Source organism: Pedobacter suwonensis, assembly GCF_007833675.1.
Classification (GTDB): domain Bacteria; phylum Bacteroidota; class Bacteroidia; order Sphingobacteriales; family Sphingobacteriaceae; genus Pedobacter; species Pedobacter suwonensis.
Window position 1 is genome coordinate 2,651,382 of the sequence record NZ_CP031708.1, and the last position, 20,281, is coordinate 2,671,662.

A 20,281-nucleotide genomic window follows, 5' to 3' on the forward strand; every position below is an offset into this window, starting at 1 on the left:
CCATGCCCAAATTAACCGTTATCACTATAGTGTACAATAACGTTCGCGACATTGAGCGTACTATGAAATCTGTTTTAAATCAGACTTATCAAAACATTGAATATATTATCATTGACGGAGCCTCGTCTGATGGAACACTGCAGGTAATTCAGCAGTATAAGGACCGGATCTCGAAAATCATATCAGAACCCGACAAGGGCATTTATGATGCCATGAATAAAGGTTTGGCCTTGGCAACAGGTGATTATGTGTTATTTATGAACTCGGGAGATGAGATTTATGACAACCACACAGTAGAAGATGTTTTTGCAACTGCTCCCGGTGCCGATATATATTACGGCGAAACTGAAATGTATAACGATAACTGGGAAAATTTAGGCCGAAGGAGGCACGAAGCACCAGATGAGTTCGACTGGAAGAGTTTTAAATATGGCATGAATATCAGTCATCAGGCCATTTATATCCGCCGCAGCATCATTACGCCTTATGATTTAACTTACCAATACAGCGCTGATATCGACTGGATTATCAAAGCGGCTAAAAAGGCATCTAATATTGTAAACGTACACCGTTATGTAGCCAAATACCTGGTTGGTGGCATGAGCAAGAAAAAACACCGGGAAAGTTTAAAAGAACGATTTAAAATTTTTACTAAATATTATGGCTTGATCCCCAATATTTTTAATCATATGATTATTGCCGGCAATTTAGCATGGTACTTTATTAAGCACAGAAGAACAAATGATTAATTTATGAATGAAGAAATTAACGAGCTCATTTCTCACTATGAAGAAGAAAAAACACAGCTTGAACTATGGATAAAGGCAGCGGTAGAACAATCAGACTATAAATCTGCTCACGTAAACCAGAAGGCTTTAATTTATATTAATAACCAACTTCGCATCTTCAAAGCACTTAATGATCCTTACTATTTAAAAAAAGAAGAATATGAAAACCATATCAGTCTTTATGAAAAGATTTCTTTAAACCATGAACAAATTAGTGATTACATTAAAGAGCAAATTCAGAAAATAAGATTGAATTTAGATGACCTAAACAGTCGCAAAATTGCTGCTTTTCATGACGGACAAGAATTTGATGATGCAGTATTTGATCTGGTTGAAAATAAGATTAGTGCTTTCATTTTTAACCTCCGTAAAGAAGAAAATCTTTATATCAGGTTTTCGGTTAAAAAGAACAAAATCATTATCCGTCTAACCCCGTTTGCAGATATTTTGGTTAGCGATTATTTTAATAAATCTACAGTAACTGTACTTAAACAAATCGGATTCACGAAAAATAAACTGCGTACCTGTTTTCAGCTTAAATATCCTCTGGATAGCTTTAAAGATGCCAGTCCCATCAAAACAATTGTAAGCAGGGTAATTTACGAAGCCTTTTATAATTATCAGGTGAACAAATCAACAACTCTTGAAATTATTCCCCAATCTTAAATTTCTAAAAACAATACTTTTCCCTAACTGTCTTTAAATATATCACCTATTAAAAATTTAAAGATTATGGGACAATTAAGTAACCGCACCATTGCTGTACTTTCAGAGAGCGGATTTGAAGAAGTAGAATTAACCGAACCAGTTAAAAGGTTAAAAGAAGAGGGCGCAACCGTTCACATCATCTCCTCAAAAAGCGGAAAAATAAAAGCCTGGGATCAGGACCATTGGTCGATAGAAGTTGACGTTGACAAAACCATTTCAGAAGCAAACGCTGATGACTACAACGGGCTACTTTTACCAGGTGGTGTAATTAATCCGGATCAGTTAAGGGTTAATGAAGATGCACTGGTTTTTGTAAAAGCTTTCTTCTCCAATGGGAAACCAGTTGCTGCCATTTGCCACGGTCCACAAACGTTGATCAACGCAGATGTAGTGCAAGGCAGAAAATTAACGTCGGTAAAAAATATTTCGAAGGATTTAATTAATGCCGGAGCGATCTGGTCTGATGAAGAAGTGGTAGTAGACCAGGGTTTGGTTACCAGCCGTACCCCTGAAGATTTACCCGCATTTAACGATAAAATTGTAGAGGAATTTGCCGAAGGAGTTCATGAAGGCCAACATGCCTAAAATTTTGGACGCTCTTTCTAGATTCACTCAAAAACGGTTGGCAATTTGTCAGCCGTTTTTCTTTTAAACTGCTTTTTAGGCCGTCAGCTGTTAACATCTGAGGAGCCTTACTATCTAGTCGTTCCTTAAAAAGTCATTGAACAAAGATTGTATCATATTTTGGTTGTTTCATGAATGTTTTTACGAGCTGAACAAAGCTTAAAAAAAGCGCCCAAAGATGATCTTTCCAGATATTCATCATCCTTTTGAAGTTCATCGCGGCGGCAGCTAACATTACATTGATGTTATCGCCTTTTATTCCTTTGTAAAAATTGCGGCTTAAGCGATGGTCTGTTTTCAGATGCCCGATCTTAGGTTCGATGGCCGCTCTTTTGGTAAAGCCTGCCTTTAGTTTGGTCTTTCGGTAGTTCGTTAGTTTACTGCTGAAAGTTTTTGGGGTATGGATAGTAGTTCCGAGCACCTCTTTTCTCCCTCGGTAACCCCGGTCTACAAAGACCTCTTTAAGCGTATGACCGGTTAACCTTTGCTGTTGTTCCAGAGCTGCATCCAGTGTATGTCCGTCGTAGTCATTCCCCTGGATATTGATTGCACCGATGATCACACCGCTGTTCTGGGTGACTGTGATGGATACTTTACTGCCAAACTCGTATTTTTTATGCTCTTTGCCTTTGCTGATGCATACTACATCCGGCTCATGCAGGCTATACACCTTGTTTTTGTCCTGCCGTTTTTGGAGGAGTACACGCTCAAACAGCTCCAGGTCGGTTTTGTAGTTTTCTGCCGGTAATTCCCTTTGTAGTTCCCGTACCAGTCTGCCCGCTATTGTTTTTACTTTTTTGTCTGCTTTCCGCGCTTTGGCTCCGTTCTTAGGATGGTTGCGGAAACGCTGTTCAACACTCAGCTTCTTTAAAGTGCGGGTATAACGCTGACGAAGCACGAGTCCTGCTTTGTCAGCTATCCCGATACATTTTTTGATGATCTTCCGGTGCAGTTTGCTATCGGTAGGATAAGTAATGTTCTTCTCCTGTACAGTAGTGTCTATGCTGGCCTTATCTTCCTTGCCACCTTTTCCATTGATACGGATACTTTCCCTGAAGATCAGTTCCACACCTTCGGCACCGATACGGTTACGAAAGTGAACAAGCTCTGATGCCTCACAAGGGGCTTTTGCCGCAAATACCCGCTCTCCGCTGAAATATTGGTAATAAGCATTCTCTGCCCACTGTTCTACAACACTTTCGTCGCTCAGGTTGCGGATGTGCTTGAGCATCAACAGCGCTACCATCAGGCGGATCGGCTTGGCCGGGCGGCCAAAATTCTCCTTGTAATGCTTCTTAAAACTGTCCTCGAACAATTGCCAGTTAACATACTCCGCTAAAATGTACAAGGGATGTTTGTTCGACAATTGTTCCTTTAAACCCGGCTGTAAAAAACTTAGTTGTGTTGTGTTTTTTGGTTGTTTAAGCATAAATATCTGCAAGCTTTTGATATAAATATAACCAAAACCCGCAATTTATAATACTGAAATTTATCAACAAATTATTGACAATCAAATATTTAAATTGTTTTTAAGGGGCGACTATCTAAAAATTGAATTACCTTACAGAACCGTGTGCGATGTCGGATGGCAACATCCAACATTACTTATAACTTTACCTGCCTGATGATATTTTTGATATTCAGTTCAATAATATCAGTCATGGTTTTACACCGCAGGTAATTGGTATCCTTAAAATAATCGCTCATTCCCTGTTTGAGTAAAGCAATATTTTCGGGTGTAGTGAGCTCTTCTTTATTTGATACATCCCGAAGATCGGTTAAACGGTGTCGTTCGCTTCGTACACGATGTACAATTGATGAGCGCTCCTCCTGCTGGTACTGCAATACCGTTTTCTCTGTCAGTTGCTCCATACTCATTTTTACGTAAGGCAGGTTTTCTTTAAAAAACTGCGGTAAGTAAACTTTTAAATTGCCTTCGTAAAACTGTTGATCAAAATCTATCGCCCGGATACGGAACTGGATATCATCAAAATCAGGTGTAATCTGAACCACAAAATTATAGGCGCGCATATCGCCCAAAAGCATAATTAAACAGCGTTCATTAAATTTTACAAATTCTTTAGCTATACGTGTAGGATTAAACTCTGGTGTATATAACTGTCCTTTTGTAAAAACATCACCTGGAATACCGGCAATATGTTCTTCTACCAAAGTATTGCCATCTACAAGGTAATTTACCTGATTCGGTGAAAGTATTTCTTCCATTTCCAGTCCGTAAATCCTGGAGGCGTCAGCCTTTTTTACGTAGAAGTAATCATATACATCATTCAAACGGTTTACAATACGGATACGGAAAGGGTGGGTATTGCCAAAGGTGCAATATTCTATTCTATCAATGTACTTATGCTCAACAATGCGCAGGTTTCCCGAAGCTTTAAGATTTGCATAAATTTCCTTTAAGCCATCATGCAATTTTTCAATTAAATCCTGAGCATATATAGGTCCCTCCCATAACGAGTCCTTACCAAACTTATCCATTAGCGGAAAAGCCTCATTAAATTGCATCAGGTCATTATAACCGATGGGCAATTTCGCTTCACGCTGGTAGGTACGCAAATATTTCTGCAAAGCAGGGCTAACCGGAAAAATCGGTTTCTTTTTTGAAATTTTTACGTCGTTATTTTCCATTTAATGACAAGGTACTATTTTAAAAATTTAACCGCAAAGGACGCGGAGCAAAACCTCATAGCGTGCTTGGCGCCTATTTCATTGCGTGCTTTGCGGTTAATCTTTCGGATAACTAAACGGCAATCCAGCCAGATATCTGCTGATTTTCCGGTAAGGGTAATTTCCTGCGCCGTGATCAGCAAACTGCACAATGATGGTATTCGTTTTCGGATCAATATATAACCTTTGGCCAAGCATCCCTTCAGCTGCATAATCGCCCTTATCCCCTTCTTGCGGAATCCACCAGAGATAATGGTGTGCCGATTTCTGCCATCCTTTAGCCGATGCAGGCTTTTCTGTTCCAATATAGGTGGATTGATTTACCCAGCTTTCCGGAACCACCTGTTTTCCATTGTACTTACCCTTGTTTAAATATAAGCGGCCGATTTTTGCAAAATCAATGGCCGTAACCTGAAAACGGCTTGCCGTATTGGTGAGGCCATTAACCTGATCTAAACCCCAGGTTGCATGATATGCGGTACCTATCTTTTGCCACACATGAGTTTCAAAATATTTTGCTACCGATTTTCCGGTGGCCTTTTTTAAAACCCAGCCTAACAAAATCGGGTCGATACTTTTATACACCCAAACCGTACCTGGTTGGTTAACCAGTTTAACCCTCATCAGTTGCACTTTCATATCGTCGGTATAATAATACTTGGCCTCATCAGAAAAAAATGCTTTTACTATACCGCCCAAAGCATCCTGAAACTCAAGGCCCGATTTCATATCCAAAAGATTTTTTAAAGTGATCTGTTCAAAAGCGGGGTTGGATTTTAATTCGGGAATATACTGTGTTACTTTATCATCCAGGCTTTTAATGCTGCGCTCGGCCAATGCCTGACCAATTGCAATAGAAATCATACTTTTAGCACCTGAGAATATACTGGTTAACGTACTATCGCTGTAACCTTTAGCATATCTCTCGTACAAGATACTATCGTTCCTGATCACAATAAAAGCATTGACCTGTCCATTTTTTAAATAGTCTTTTAATGGAATAGAGCGGCTATCGCCATCTCTAACATGAAGCGTATCCAGATCGTTCCGCTGTTTTGCCGATCTTATAAAATGAAAAACCGAATCGCTTCTATGCGAAACTTCCTGCGGAAAAACTTTATAGGTTTCAGCATTTGGCGTTCTGTATTTTAATACCTTCAACAAATAAGGTTTCCAAAGGAATAAGGCCAGCAACGATAAAAAAAAAGTATAAATCAGGATCAACAATATTTTTTTGAAGGTCTTCATAGATAGGCGTTGTAAGGCAAATATAAAGGATTTAGGAAATTATACCCGCTTTGGCAAATCTTCCTGAAAAAGAACTTAATATTGAGGTTTATACTTCCACCGCCTATGGCTCCATAGCCAGTATTCGGGCTGTGCATTGATTATTTTTTCCAGAAAACGGGTATGCAGTTCAGTAATTTCGAACGGAGCGGTTTCGGCAGGATTTAAACAAAGCGGCACGCAATCAACCTCATAAAAACCACGTTTCAGCACATTCACTTTAAAATAAAATATGGGCTGATTGGTACGCATGGCAATTTTTTCAATTCCCAACTGTATGGAACTGGGCTGATGCATAAAATCGGTCCAATAATGAGATTCATCTTTGGCAGGTGCCTGGTCATTACCAAAACTAAACATGCTCGGTTTGCCTTTGCTGGCTTGCAATGCCCGCATGGTCTGCCGCATGGCAATTAATTTATTACCAAATTTACTTCGTACTTTTTTAAACCAATGATCAAATACCGGATTGCTGAGAGGTTTATAAATAGGGTAATGATCTGCACGAAAATTGAGTCCGATACCTAATGTACCCCACTCCCAATTGCCATAATGTGCCGAACAGATTAATACACTCTGGCCGCGGTCTAAATATTCCTGGACCTGTTTTTTATTTTTAAATACAAAGCGTTTTTCGATCTCCTGTTTAGAGATACTTTGCATTTTAACAATTTCAAACACCAGTGAGGCCAGATAACGGTAAAATCGTTTTTCGATAATTAAAATCTCTTGTAATGTTCTATCCGGAAGTGCATTCAGCAAATTTTCCCTCACCACTTTCCTGCGGTAGCGAAATACAAAATACAGCAACAGATATGCTCCATCAGCGAAAATGTACAATACAGATAATGGAAGCAAGGCTAATGTGCTTAAAAGAAATATTCCCAAACGGGAAATCCACGTCTTAATCATCAGGGCAGTTGAAACGCTAATTTATAAAGCACCTGGAAAAATTTTGCCACGAAAATGTTAGATTTCATTTTTACAACAATGGATATAGCTAAGCCATTGCATCCACGATATCATAATCTTTTATATGAGTTGATGAAACCTTTGGTTCAGGCTTATATTTCCATCTCCGATGACTCCACAACCAATAAGCGGGTGCTTCTTTAATGATATCTTCCAGAAATAGCGTATGCATATCGGTAATTTCAAACTCGCCTGTTTCAGATGGATTTATACAGATAGGCACACAATCAGCTTCATAATAACCTCTCTTCAAATAATTGATTTTTAGATAAAAAACGGGGCGGTTGGTTTTCCTGGCGATTTTTTCTACCCCCAACTGTATAGAAGATTGTTGATTTAAAAAGGTTGTCCAATAATTTGATTCATCTTTTGAAGGTGCCTGATCGCTACCAAAAGTGAATATAGTTGACTTATGCTTATTGGCTTGGATCGCCCTTAAGGTTTGTCGCATGGATACCATGTTATTGCCAAATTTGCTTCTCATCTTCAGGAACCAGTTATCAAAAGCTTCATTGCTTAAAGGTTTATAAATCGGAAAATGTTCACCAGAAAAGTTCAGGCCAATAGCCATGCATACCCATTCATAATTGCCATAATGCGATGAGCAGAAAAGTACACTTTCATTATTTTTCAGATAGGCTTCTACCAGATCGGCATTCTTAAATTTTACCCTTTTGTTCAACTCCTTTTTAGAAATGCTTTTCATTTTGATCACTTCTATAAAAAGTGAAGCTAAAAATTTATAAAACCGTTTCTCTATTGCATAAATTTCAGTACCGTTTTTTTCCGGAAAAGCATTCATCAGGTTTTCTTTAACCACTTTTCTGCGGTAACCAAAAATATAAAACAGCAATACATAAAAAGCGTCTGCCAATCCATATAATAAAAATAGCGGCAATAGAGAGAGTACATTTAATAAAAATATACCCGCCTTGGATAATCCTTTATGAATCACGATATAATTAGTTTGTTTGAACCGCAAAATTAAAATTGCCGGTAAATCCGATTGCCACCAGATTGTTAACTTTACATTCCCATAAGTTTTATGAAAAAAGCCTGACAGAAAATGGCAATTGTGATTAAATCGAAAACCAGATCATCCTTCAGCTTACTACTAAATTATTAAGCCGTTTGGCATAAAAAAAGAGGCTGTCTCAAAAAGGCAGCCTCTTTTGTTTGGATAAAAAGTACACTTTTTGTCGGTTAATCTTGCTTTATTGAATTGAATTTCAGATATTTATATATAAATAATTGAGATTTATGGCTGTCCAAAAACCTGTTTTCAAGCCTTATTACCAGGGCCAGATCATGGCTATTCCGCCCACGCTTGATGAGCTCGTGGCGAAAGGCCATCCTGTCCGGATTGTAGACGACGTCATCAACCGGATCAATATCCAGGGGCTTTTAAATGCTTACAAGATTAAGGGTGCTTCAAGCTATCATCCACAAATGCTGTTGAAGGTTCTGGTATATGGCTATCTAAGCAATGTATACAGCAGCAGAAAGCTGGAGGTGGCCTGCAGGGAGAACATCAACTTTATGTGGCTGAGCGGGATGAGCTATCCCGACCACAATACCATCAACCGTTTCCGTGGCGCCCGCCTTAAGGAAAGCCTTCGCAGCGTATTCGAGGAGGTGGTAAAACTGTTGGCTGCCGAAGGCCTGTTGAGCATTGAAGAAGTTTATACCGACGGCACCAAGATAGAGGCCAATGCCAATAAATACACTTTTGTATGGAAAAAGGCCATCCAGACCAATAAGGAAAAGATGAAGAAAGCCCTGGGTGAAATCTGGCAATATGCCCAGAGCGTTGCCAAGATGGAAGACGGCTTGCCCGAACCACCGGATTTTACCGATATTGATACCCAAAAGGTACAGCAGACGGTGGATACGCTCAATGCGGTATTGTCAGAAAAACCCGGTCTGGACAAAAAGGTCAAAGCGAAGCTGAAATATGTAACCAGGGAATATCCGGAAAAGATGGCAGAATATGAACGTAAAGAAGAAATACTGGGGAACCGGAACAGCTTTAGCAAAACCGATGAGGATGCGACCTTCATGCGCATGAAGGAAGACCACATGCGCAACGGACAGCTCAAACCAGGTTACAACGTACAGATATCAACCTCCAACCAGTTCATCGTAAACTATACCATTCACCCCAATCCCACTGATACCACCACTTTAAAGGAACATCTTGAACAGCATGAGGCCAGTTTTGGCAGAACCCTGAAAACCCTTACCGCAGATGCAGGCTACGGAAGCGAGGAGAATTATGAGCTGTTGGAAGCGAACGGGATTGAAGCCTATGTAAAATATGGCATGTTCGATAAAGAGCAGAGTGAAGCCCACAACAAAAAAAAACCATTTGCCCGGGACAGGTTATTCTACAATCAGGAGCAGGACTGTTATATATGTCCGATGGGCCAAAAAATGCATTATATCGGAGACAGCACGAGAAAAACAAGTACCGGTTTTGAGCAGACCAGCAAAAGGTACCAGGCAAAGAACTGCGTTGCCTGCCCACTCAACGGTGCCTGCCACAAATCCCAGGGAGATAGGATCATAGAGGTCAACGAGAACCTAAAGCGGCATAAAGCAAAAGCATACCGGCTACTCAACAGTGACAAGGGAATCGGGAAACGAAAGCAGAGGTGTCATGATGTAGAACCAGTCTTCGGGAATATTAAGCAGAACCACGGGTTCCGCCGCTTCATGCTCCGGGGCAAGGAAAAAGTGGCAATAGAATGGGGATTACTGGCAATCGCACAGAATATCAGAAAAAAAGCAGCATAAAAGGCTCGCTTTTGATGTTTTTTAACAAATTGATAGCTCAATAAACATTTCTAGCCAGCAATGAACAAATAACACACAGAATTATTTAAACACAAAAAAAAGCTGTCTCGTGTATTTTGAGACAGCCTCTTTTGATCTATATTTTATTCCCGCTTGGGAATGTAGGATTAAGCGAATTGCTTTCCTTTAACTTTACGTTCTTGCTCAGTTAAGAAGATTTTACGTAAACGCATGCTTACCGGGGTAACTTCGATGTACTCGTCAGCCTGGATGTATTCCATAGCCTCTTCCAGCGAAAATTTAATTGCCGGTGCGATACGGGTGTTATCATCCGTACCAGATGCACGCATGTTGGTTAAAGCTTTACCTTTCACGATATTGATTACTAAATCATTATCACGGATATGCTCTCCCAAAATTTGTCCTTCGTAAATATCAACTCCCGGATCAACAAAGAAACGACCTCTATCCTGTAATTTATCGATAGAATAAGCAGTAGTGGTACCTTTATCCATCGAAATTAATACACCATTCAAACGGCCAGGAATCGTCCCTTTCCAAGGTTCGTAAGATTTGAAACGGTGTGCCATAATTGCCTCACCAGCTGTTGCAGTTAAAACGTTGTTACGTAAACCGATGATACCGCGAGATGGAATTTCGAATTCCAAGTGTTGTAGATCGCCTTTTGGTTCCATAATCAATAACTCACCTTTACGTTGAGTTACCAATTCAATTACTTTACCAGAAACTTCAGCAGGTACATCTACAATCAGGGTTTCGATTGGCTCATGTTTTTTACCATCGATTTCTTTAACAATAACCTGTGGCTGCCCTACCTGCAATTCATAACCTTCACGACGCATCGTTTCAATTAATACCGATAAGTGAAGGATACCACGGCCATATACCAACCACGAATCTGCACCTTGAGTTTCAACAACTTTTAATGCCAGGTTCTTCTCCATTTCTTTGATCAAACGGTCTTTAATCCTTTGAGAAGTTACCAGTTTACCTTCTTTACCGAAGAATGGTGAGTTATTAATGGTAAATAACATGTTCATTGTCGGCTCATCGATACTGATTACCGGTAATTGTTCTGGTGCTTCAAAATCAGCAATAGTATCACCAATTTCAAAACCGTCAATACCTACAACCGCACAGATATCGCCAGAGCTTACTTCTGTCGCCCTTACCTTACCTAAACCTTCGAATGTATAAAGTTCTTTTACTCTTGATTTAACGATTTTGCCATCGCGTTTGATTAAAGTAACCGGTTGGTTTTCTTTAATGGTACCGCGGTGAACACGGCCAATTGCAATACGACCTACGAAAGACGAATAATCCAACGAGGTGATCTGCATTTGTAATGTACCTTCGTTTATTGGTGCAGCAGGAATATTTTCTACCACAGCATCCAACAAGGCAAAAATATCAGTTGTTGGTTTCTGCCAGTCAGTACTCATCCACCCTTGTTTAGATGAACCGTAAATAACCGGGAAATCCAATTGCTCTTCAGTAGCTTCAAGGTTAAAAAACAATTCGAAAATCTGCTCGTAAACCTCTTCAGGGCGGCAGTTTTCTTTATCTACTTTGTTTACCACCACAATCGGCTTTAAACCTAATGCCAAAGCTTTTTGTGTTACGAAACGGGTTTGAGGCATTGCACCTTCAAAAGCATCGCAAAGTAAAAGTACACCATCGGCCATTTTCAAAACACGCTCTACTTCACCGCCAAAATCCGCGTGACCAGGTGTATCGATAATGTTAATTTTTACATCTTTATATTTAACAGAAACGTTTTTAGACACGATTGTGATACCACGCTCACGCTCTAAATCGTTGTTATCCAATATCAACTCTCCTGTTTGTTCGTTGTCACGAAAAATAGAACAAGAGTGTAAAATCTTATCAACCAACGTGGTTTTACCGTGGTCAACGTGTGCTATAATAGCTATGTTTCTAATCTTTTGCATAAAATGCGCCTCAAATTTGGCGCAAAGATAGTGTTTAGAAATGGATTTTTCACTATAACGCCTACTATTTAATGCATTGATAACGCTGCAATAGTCTCATTTTTAATTAGAAAAGCAATTTCGGCAGCTTTTCGGTTTAATCGATCCTGTTGTACAATTAGCCTTCATCAAAAATTCCGGGCAACCGTTTCCATCAGGTTTAAAAACCAAAGCTTGTTTAAAAAAATCGTTCAAATTCAAATGAATAAAACAAATGACTAATTTGAAGGTATTATGTAAATGGAAAAATCAATACAGGAATTATTTGATCAATATGAAGAAAAGTCGCTTGAAGTAGAAGCAGCAAAAAGGGCTATGGATGCGGCTGAAGTACCGGATTTATCAAAGGAAGAATACATTACCGGTCCACAGGCCGACGAACACCTTATTGCCTGTATAGAAAGGGAACGCAAAGAAAAGGAATTGGAAACCCTTAGCCAGGAGTGGTCTGAAATTCAGGATGAATTGGCAGAAAAACTTTGCAAAATCAACACCAAAGTTCTGGTAAAAGATAGACAGGATGAATGTACCGTGTTGATTCATTGCGAAGGCGGCGGCATTATAATTGAAGACAAAGAAATTAATTAATAACCTAAACTATTAATAATCCGTAACAATTAGACCTGTTAATTTGAACAATTAATGGGTTAAAATAACAGCCATCATTTCGATTTATAAGTTTAGCTTTAACCAATCCGGATAAGTTATTACACCCAGTTCTGGTCTGGCTTCTCCATCCAAAATGGCAATAAACTCCAGTACATGTCCATCAGGATCATTAAAATAAATAGCCACAGCAGGCATCCAGGCAAAAACCATAGGATCATGATTGGCACTCTTAAGAAAATTATAAGGCTGAAGGTTTTTAGATTCCAAAAACTGAACTGATTTATTCAATACATCATCCACCTCACAGCGAAATGCAAAGTGCCTTACATCAATTTCTTTTTTTGGCTTTTCCCAAATCCCCAGCATGGCTTCCTGCGGCTTGCCAATCCAGAAAAACGCAATTCTGCGGTCGGCTTCATAATGGCATTGCGTTAAACCTAAAACATTGCTGTAAAAATCAATTGATCTTTCCAGATCTTCAACATAGATATGCGTTTCAAACAATCCTTTTATCATGCTGTCAAGATAGCGATAACTTGTACGAGCAAAAAATCATGTTTTTCGATATTAACATCAATAAAATCGATTAACATAGTTATTCTTTAAATTCGTTACTTAAATGCAGTTGATGTTAATGGAAACAATAAAGCTGGGATGAACAAAAGAATTTTAAGGTATACAGGCAGATTTTTAATCGTTTTTAGTGCACTAATTGCGATTTACTTCACCACTGCATTTTGCTGCTCGCGTATTACAATAAATGCCAATCCTGTAAATGCGAAGGAAGTAGACATATACATGATGACAAATGGTGTGCATACCGATATTATTGTTCCAGCCGTTAGCTCAGAAATTAACTGGACGAAAGAAATCCCTTACCATAACACTTTAGAGGCCGACAGCAGTTATCATTATCTGGCCATGGGCTGGGGCGATAAAAAGTTTTACCTGGAAACTCCGGAATTTTCAGACCTAAAACTAAGTAACGCTCTACGGGCAATTTCTGGCTTAAGCACCTCGGCCATGCACACTACCTATTATAAAAATATAAGGGAAGATGAGAACTGTATAAAAATCATGATCAGCAAAACACAATACCAGCAGCTGGTCTGCTATATTTTAAATAGCTTTAAAAAAGATGATTCAGGGCATTTAATTGCTGTCCAATCAAACGTTCATTATGATATTGGCGATGCTTTTTATGAAGCCAAAGGAAGTTATAGTATTTTTAAAACCTGTAATACCTGGGCTAATGCTGCTTTAAAAAGCTGTGGACAACGAAGCTGTTTGTGGACGATATTTGATACAGGTATTTTTTTGAAGTATAAATAAATACTTTTTTTATAACAAGCGTCATCTCGACTGAAACGTAGTGGAATGGAGAGATCTATCTAAAGCTAGATCTAGCTTCGCTGAGCAATTACTTGGTTCTCGATTTCGTTGCACCTGATAGAGTCATCGGGTCCGCTAGAAAGGACGAAATCCTGGGATTTGACTAAGGCTTAACTAAACCTCAAATGCCCAGTTTAGAAAAGCAGGCATCACACTTTCCCAGGTAGGTATATTATGTTTGCCGCCAACTTTCTCGTAGTAAAAAATATGATCAGGCCTTTTGTAACCCTTATTTAATAGAATTTTAACCACATCAATGGTATCATCTATAGAATCAATAATTAAGTTTTTATTCCGATCAGCAACTTCGTCTTCCGTTCCGGTCATCAACCAGAATTTCATATCCGGCTTGCTGGAAGTGTTTTCCAACTGCTGATGCATAATGCGGTCAGCATCCGTATAGCCATCATTTAAATCCTTTTTTCTCCACCAAAATGCACCTGAAAAAACACCGGCAACATCAAACGAAGCAGGATTATTCCAGGCAATATCAAAAGCAGAGAGGCCTCCCAGAGAAAATCCGGCGAAACCCACCTTACCGGTAACCGGCATCGCAATTTTCTTTTTAACAAAAGGCAAAAGTTCTTTGACTACAAAATCGGCATAGAGGTTTGCTTTTGCGCCACGCCCTTTAAAATCGGGCACACCAGCAACCCCATATTCCATTAAACGATCGTCTGATGCCTTAATGGCTACCACAATTAGCCTATGGTTTCTTTTAGCATGATGCGCATCTTCCAAAATCTGACTAAAATTCATCTTGGCCACATCTTGTCCGTCGTTTAACAGAAGAAGTTCTATTTTTTCATTACCCAAAATACCTTCGGGCGTATAAATATCTATCTCTACCTCACGTTTTAAATAATTTGAAGATATTTTAAAGTTGGTGGTATTAACTTTTACCGATAAAATGGTGGTGTACTTCATAATCAAGATCCCTATCACATGGCTATCGCCTCAGCATTAGGCTGCAAAGGTACAAATCTCTATAAACTATTAATTATCATAGGATATTTTTTACAATCACCACTAGTTTCATTCATTTTTAACATTGACGCTATTCTTATTGTAGATTTTAATTTATACCTTAAACATTCAATTTGTATTATGGTTAAAGAAGAACATAAGAAATGGTACAGCCCGAATTTAAGTGGCGAAATCGACATGCTCATCTTTGGTCACGGTGGCATCCCTATCCTACTGTTCCCAACAAGTATGGGTCGATATTTTGAAAATAAGGATTTCAAATTGATCGATTCTATAGCGGGATTTATCAATGAAGGAAAAATTAAAATTTATTGTCCGGATAGCATCGACAAACTGAGCTGGTACAACAAAAGTATTCATCCTGCCGACAGGGTTAAAAACCACATTTGGTATGATAAATATTTATTGGAAGAAGTAGCCCCGCTGGCCAGGCACGAAACCGGCCATAGTAAAATAATTACCGCTGGCTGCAGCTTTGGTGGTTATCACGCTGCAAATTTCGCTTTCAGGCACCCTTGGCTGGTTAGCCATATGTTTAGCATGAGTGGCGCTTTCGATATAACGGGCCAGCTAGACGGTTTTTACAATGATGATGTTTATTTTAATAACCCGATTGATTTCATATTGAACAACAGTAATCCTGAGCTACATTACATGAAAATTGTTTTAGGTACAACCGACCGCGATATGTGCAGGGCAGATAATGAGCGTTTATCCAACATCCTAAATAAAAAGGGCATCAACCACTGGCTGGATATCAGACAAAACGCAGATCACGACTGGCCAATCTGGAGAGAAATGTTTCCGGATTATATTGCACAGCTATAGATTAGTCCTTAGTCTGGAGTCTTGAGTCTGTAGTCGATTTAGTTACAAGCATCAAACAATTAGCCGATTAACCAGTTACACAATAAACAATATTTACCAATGAAGAAAATAGGGATTTTATTTGGACAGGAACGCTCTTTTCCTGAAGCCGTAATCGAAAGAATTAATCAAAAAGCAGAGGAGGGCATTACTGCCGAAGCGGTTAAAATCGATAAGATATTTCAGAATGTACCACTGGGTTATTCAGTAATTATAGATCGCATTTCGCAGGATGTACCATTCTACCGCGCTTCATTAAAAAATGCTGCCATTACAGGAACTGCCGTAATCAACAATCCGTTTTGGTGGAGTGCCGACGAGAAGTTTTTTAATAATGCCCTGGCCGAACAAATTGGTGTTCCAGTACCTAAAACGGCCTTGATCCCTTCCAGAGAACATCCAACGGGAACAACGTCCGAATCATTTTCTAACCTGGAAATGCCCTTAAACTGGGATGCGATTTTTGAGTATGTGGGTTTTCCCGCTTATATGAAACCTTACGATGGCGGTGGCTGGAGAGATGTTTATAAACTTCATGATAAAGAAGATTTTTTTGACAAACACAGCGGCACCCAGCAATTAGTGATGCTTTTGCAGGAAGAGATCATTTTCGAAGAATATTTCAGGTGTTATTGTATAGGTGGCAAACATGTTCGCATTATGCAGTACGACCCACGTAACCCACATCATTTACGGTATGCAACCGAGGGTAAATCGCCAGATCCGAAATTGCTTAAAACGGTTGAAGAATATACTTTAAAACTATGTAGCTATTTAGGATACGATTTCAATACGGTAGAGTTCGCGGTGCGTAATGGAGTGCCTATTGCTATCGACTTCTGTAACCCGGCTCCAGATGCCGACATTAAAAGTGTTGGTCAGGAAAATTTTGATTGGGTAGTAGAAACCACAGCAAACTATGCGATAGAACGAGCCAAAGCACAAAAAGACGGACAAGATAATTTAACCTGGGGCGAATACATTAAATCGTCAGTTGGAGGCAAACCTCTAATCGCTAAAGCTGGATCAAAGATCACTAAAACAACCGCGGCAAAAAAAACTACGCCTACCGAAAAGGCTAAAGCGGCAGCAACAGAAAAAACAACTGCAAAACCTAAAAAAGCTGCAGTAAAAAAATAAAGGGGATTTAATTTATAATTAATAAAGGATGAACGAGTTTACGCTGGGCATAGAAGAAGAATACATGGTAATTGATCCCGTTACCAGAGAACTTACTTCTCACGAACAAAAAATTGTTGAAGCCGCACAAAAAATACACAAAGACCAGGTTAAGGCAGAAATGCACCAGGCTGTGGTAGAGGTGGGAACAGGTATTTGCCGTACCACTACCGAAGCGCGCAAGGAAATTGCTCAATTGCGTTATACCGTTTCTCAACTAGCCGGAGAGCAAGGCCTGCGGATTGGAGCCGCGGGAACACACCCTTTTTCTCACTGGGAAAAGCAGCTGATTACCGAACATCCACGTTACAGTGAAATTGTAAACGAACTACAGGAGGCTGCACGTTCTAATCTTATTTTTGGTCTGCACGTACACGTAGGTTTCCAATCGCGCGAACTGGCTATCCACATTGCCAACCAGGTGAGATATTTCTTACCGCACGTTTTTGCTTTGTCAACCAATTCTCCGTTTTGGGAATCGCGCAATACTGGCTATAAATCTTTCCGCACTAAAATTTTCGACAAATTTCCGCGTACCGGAATTCCTGATATTTTTAACAGCATTGAAGATTATGACAATTATGTAAAACTGCTCATCAAAACCAATTGCATGGATAACGCCAAAAAAATATGGTGGGATATCCGCGTGCATCCTTTCTTTGATACCGTTGAATTCCGTATTTGCGATTGCCCGATGTTAGTAGATGAAACGATGGCGCTTACAGCCTTATTTCAATCCTTATGTGCCAAACTGTACAAACTGCGTTTACAGAACATGGAGTTTATCAGTTATTCAAGAGCATTGATTAACGAAAACAAATGGCGGGCTGCCCGCTACGGGATTGATGGAAACCTGATCGATTTTGGAAAAGAAATGGAAGTAAACTGCCGTAACCTTGTTTTGGAATTATTGGATTTTGTGGATGATGTAGTAGATGATTTGGGCTGCCGCGATGATATTAATTACGTGCATAAAATATTGGAACACGGTACTGGTGCAGACCGGCAGTTGGCCGTTTACCAGCAAACCGGTAGCTTTGAGGCGGTGGTAGATTACATTACTAATCAAACACTTATAGGCGCAAAGTAATTTTAGGATGGATAAAAGAAGCTTAAGAGTAGCCGTTATTGACATGAATAACGGTGCACCCAACCAGGGTATTCGGGGAATTCAGGAAATCTTATCCCGTTTTAAAAAGGATAACGATATTGATTTAAGTTTCGATATTTTTGATTTAAGGCAAAAAGGAGAGATACCAGGCATAGATTATGATGCTTATATTTCAAGCGGTGGCCCGGGCAGTCCAACCGAAAGCAAGGGTGAAAAATGGGAAAATGTTTTTTTTAATCTGCTCGACCAGATTGAGGCATTTAACCAGGCCCATGAAGAAAAAAAGAAATTTGCTTTTTTGATCTGCCACTCCTTTCAATTAGCTTGTAGAAAATATAACCTGGGCAACGTAACCGAAAGGCGCTCGAATGCTTTTGGTATTTTCCCGGTAACCTTAACTGAAGATGGAGAAAGAGACGAAGTTTTTAACGGCATTACAAACCCCTTTTTTTCGGTAGACAGCAGAAACTGGCAGGTTATAGAGCCAAATCTTGCCGCTTTTGAAAAAAAAGGCGCAAAATTGCTGGCCATTGAAAAAGAACGTAAACATGTCGACTTGGAGCGCTGCATGATGTCGATCCGCTTTTCTGATGAAATCATTGGTACGCAATTTCACCCAGAGGCTGATCCGGTGGGCATGAAAATGTACCTGCTACAAGAAGAAAAGAAAAAAGCCATTGTTGATATGCACGGCGAACAAAAGTATCTGGATATGCTGAACAGTCTGGATGATCCGGCGAGGATTGTATTAACGCAAAGTATTATCTTACCTAATTTCTTAAAAAAAGCAATTGGGAATTTGCAAAAACAGCCTTCATTGCGAACTGAAGAGATGGATTGAGCGAATGCGTGAAGCAATCTTTCGCATGTATCCGTCATTTCGATTGAAATGGAGAAATCTATGAAATACGTGTAAATAAAAACCTATGATACCTGCTCAACGCCAAAAATACAATCAACAATTCACTAATAAGAAATACCAAAATTTCCTCACACAACTGCAAAGCAGTTATCCGGAAATTCCGTTTCGGGTGGCAGAAACGCCTATTTTTGTTCCAAAATCTTTAAAAGAAAAGTTAATTGCGGCTGGTGAAGAAATCATAAAACTGATTAAGCAACCTAACTTTAAAGCACTTACGCAAAAGGCAATCCCATCCGAATGGAACGTACCTAATGAAAATGAGCAGCCACATTTTTTAACTTTTGATTTCGGCATATGCAAAAATCAGGCTGGGGAACTTACGCCAATGTTGATCGAAATGCAAGGATTTCCTTCCCTGTATGGCTTTCAACATCACCTGGCAAAAACTTTTAAAAGTAGTTTTGACATTGATGATTCCGTGAACCATTTCTTAAACGGTTTTACTGAAGATAAATACATCGCCTTACTCAAAGAAGTTATTATTGGCCAGCACAAACCCGAAGAAGTGGCGCTAATGGATGTTGATGCCCCAAACCAGAAGACAGCCATTGATTTTTTTGTAACCCAAAAAATGCTTGGCATTAAAATTTTGGCATTGGAAGAAATTAAAAAAGAAGGCAAGGGGCTCTTTTACGAAGAAGATGGTAAAAAGATCCAGTTAAAAAGAATTTATAACCGCCTGATCTTTAATGAAGTAGCCAATAACGCCGAAATCTTTAAAAACAGCTTCGATCCGCGTGAGGAACTCGAAGTGGAATGGGTAACGCATTCCAATTGGTTTTATCGGATCAGTAAGTTCACCATGCCTTTCCTCAAAAGTGAGTTTGTACCCGAAACACGCTTTTTAAACAAAATAGAAAAACTACCCGCCGATTTAGAAAACTATGTGCTTAAACCCCTATTTTCTTTCGCCGGCATGGGCGTTATTATTGATGTAACTGAAACGGACATTGCCAATATCAAGGATCCTGAAAACTGGATTTTACAGCGGAAAGTAAATTATGAGCCTGCGGTACAATCGCCGGATGGTGGTGTAAAAGCCGAAATCAGGATGATGTATTTGTGGCCGGATGGTGGTGAACCCCAGCTTTGCATTAATCTTGTCCGTCTTAGCCGCGGTAAAATGATTGGTGTGCGCTATAACGCTGATTTCGATTGGGTTGGGGGGACTGTCGGTTTCATGGAATAATTCTGCGTTTTAACCGCAAAGAAAGGCACAAAGGTGTCAAAGAGAATATCTTAGCATTGCTACTATAAATCATGTAGACACACAAAACCGCTCTTTGCTCTCTGTGAAAGCTTCGTTTCCTCTGTGGTAAAAACACAATAGCGCCCTTTG

At 39.5% G+C, this 20,281-nt stretch carries 19 protein-coding genes; 11 read left to right on the forward strand and 8 right to left on the reverse strand.

The features are described from left to right. Positions 1-2 precede the first annotated feature (2 nt). From DV942_RS10720 to DV942_RS10730, 3 genes are all read left to right on the forward strand, one after another. On the forward strand, positions 3-749 hold the full coding sequence (locus DV942_RS10720) for a glycosyltransferase family 2 protein (protein ID WP_145857425.1): 747 nt from the start codon (positions 3-5) through the stop codon (positions 747-749). Between the two features lie 3 nt (positions 750-752). Then, on the forward strand, positions 753-1,454 hold the full coding sequence (locus tag DV942_RS10725) for a hypothetical protein (protein WP_145857427.1): 702 nt from the start codon (positions 753-755) through the stop codon (positions 1,452-1,454). 66 nt (positions 1,455-1,520) lie between these two features. Continuing rightward, positions 1,521-2,081, forward strand: a complete 561-nt coding sequence (locus tag DV942_RS10730; RefSeq protein ID WP_145857429.1) for a type 1 glutamine amidotransferase domain-containing protein — start codon at positions 1,521-1,523, stop codon at positions 2,079-2,081. A gap of 133 nt (positions 2,082-2,214) precedes the next feature. On the opposite strand, the gene DV942_RS10735 is transcribed toward DV942_RS10730, so the two are convergent. From DV942_RS10735 to DV942_RS10755, 5 genes are all read right to left on the reverse strand, one after another. Then, a complete protein-coding gene (locus tag DV942_RS10735; protein ID WP_222431112.1) occupies positions 2,215-3,549 on the reverse strand; it encodes an IS5 family transposase in 1,335 nt (444 codons plus the stop codon). A 176-nt stretch (positions 3,550-3,725) separates the two neighbouring features. Continuing rightward, the gene (locus DV942_RS10740) at positions 3,726-4,769 is read right to left on the reverse strand and encodes a hypothetical protein (protein ID WP_145857430.1); all 1,044 of its coding nucleotides are present in this window, start codon (positions 4,767-4,769) and stop codon (positions 3,726-3,728) included. 96 nt (positions 4,770-4,865) lie between these two features. Continuing rightward, positions 4,866-6,056, reverse strand: a complete 1,191-nt coding sequence (locus DV942_RS10745) for a serine hydrolase domain-containing protein (RefSeq protein WP_145857432.1) — start codon at positions 6,054-6,056, stop codon at positions 4,866-4,868. A gap of 75 nt (positions 6,057-6,131) precedes the next feature. Continuing rightward, positions 6,132-7,007, reverse strand: a complete 876-nt coding sequence (locus DV942_RS10750; protein ID WP_145857434.1) for a lysophospholipid acyltransferase family protein — start codon at positions 7,005-7,007, stop codon at positions 6,132-6,134. 88 nt (positions 7,008-7,095) lie between these two features. After that, positions 7,096-8,022: a lysophospholipid acyltransferase family protein gene (locus tag DV942_RS10755; protein ID WP_145857436.1), complete on the reverse strand. Its 927-nt coding sequence runs from the start codon at positions 8,020-8,022 to the stop codon at positions 7,096-7,098. A gap of 305 nt (positions 8,023-8,327) precedes the next feature. On the opposite strand from DV942_RS10755, the gene DV942_RS10760 reads away from it, so the two are divergent. Continuing rightward, positions 8,328-9,863 carry an IS1182 family transposase gene (locus DV942_RS10760; RefSeq protein WP_145855352.1) on the forward strand — a complete coding sequence of 512 codons (1,536 nt, stop codon included), beginning with the start codon at positions 8,328-8,330 and terminating at the stop codon, positions 9,861-9,863. Between the two features lie 167 nt (positions 9,864-10,030). Here DV942_RS10760 and typA read toward each other — a convergent pair whose 3' ends face one another. Beyond that, positions 10,031-11,836 carry a translational GTPase TypA gene (gene typA / locus DV942_RS10765; protein ID WP_134204246.1) on the reverse strand — a complete coding sequence of 602 codons (1,806 nt, stop codon included), beginning with the start codon at positions 11,834-11,836 and terminating at the stop codon, positions 10,031-10,033. A gap of 279 nt (positions 11,837-12,115) precedes the next feature. On the opposite strand from typA, the gene DV942_RS10770 reads away from it, so the two are divergent. After that, complete coding sequence (locus tag DV942_RS10770) at positions 12,116-12,463, forward strand: hypothetical protein (protein ID WP_145857438.1); 348 nt, start codon at positions 12,116-12,118, stop codon at positions 12,461-12,463. A gap of 84 nt (positions 12,464-12,547) precedes the next feature. Here DV942_RS10770 and DV942_RS10775 read toward each other — a convergent pair whose 3' ends face one another. Further along, positions 12,548-13,000 carry a VOC family protein gene (locus tag DV942_RS10775; RefSeq protein ID WP_145857439.1) on the reverse strand — a complete coding sequence of 151 codons (453 nt, stop codon included), beginning with the start codon at positions 12,998-13,000 and terminating at the stop codon, positions 12,548-12,550. Between the two features lie 138 nt (positions 13,001-13,138). On the opposite strand from DV942_RS10775, the gene DV942_RS10780 reads away from it, so the two are divergent. Then, positions 13,139-13,816, forward strand: coding sequence for a TIGR02117 family protein (locus DV942_RS10780; protein WP_145857442.1), 678 nt, complete (start codon positions 13,139-13,141; stop codon positions 13,814-13,816). Between the two features lie 174 nt (positions 13,817-13,990). On the opposite strand, the gene DV942_RS10785 is transcribed toward DV942_RS10780, so the two are convergent. Further along, on the reverse strand, positions 13,991-14,803 hold the full coding sequence (locus DV942_RS10785; RefSeq protein WP_090984344.1) for an alpha/beta hydrolase: 813 nt from the start codon (positions 14,801-14,803) through the stop codon (positions 13,991-13,993). A 180-nt stretch (positions 14,804-14,983) separates the two neighbouring features. Here DV942_RS10785 and DV942_RS10790 point away from each other — a divergent pair, with 180 nt between their 5' ends. The 5 genes from DV942_RS10790 to DV942_RS10810 all read left to right on the forward strand — a co-directional run bounded on the left by DV942_RS10790 (position 14,984) and on the right by DV942_RS10810 (position 20,131). Then, entirely contained in the window at positions 14,984-15,691 is a 708-nt protein-coding gene (locus tag DV942_RS10790; protein ID WP_145857444.1) for an esterase family protein, read from the forward strand. Between the two features lie 99 nt (positions 15,692-15,790). Further along, positions 15,791-16,870: an ATP-grasp domain-containing protein gene (locus DV942_RS10795; RefSeq protein ID WP_145857446.1), complete on the forward strand. Its 1,080-nt coding sequence runs from the start codon at positions 15,791-15,793 to the stop codon at positions 16,868-16,870. Positions 16,871-16,898: 28 nt separating this feature from the next. Continuing rightward, a complete protein-coding gene (locus DV942_RS10800) occupies positions 16,899-17,999 on the forward strand; it encodes a carboxylate-amine ligase (protein ID WP_145857449.1) in 1,101 nt (366 codons plus the stop codon). A 7-nt stretch (positions 18,000-18,006) separates the two neighbouring features. Continuing rightward, positions 18,007-18,861 (forward strand): type 1 glutamine amidotransferase, encoded by an 855-nt coding sequence (locus DV942_RS10805; protein WP_145857451.1) that lies wholly within the window; start codon positions 18,007-18,009, stop codon positions 18,859-18,861. A gap of 85 nt (positions 18,862-18,946) precedes the next feature. Then, positions 18,947-20,131: an ATP-grasp domain-containing protein gene (locus DV942_RS10810; RefSeq protein ID WP_145857454.1), complete on the forward strand. Its 1,185-nt coding sequence runs from the start codon at positions 18,947-18,949 to the stop codon at positions 20,129-20,131. Positions 20,132-20,281: the final 150 nt, after the last annotated feature.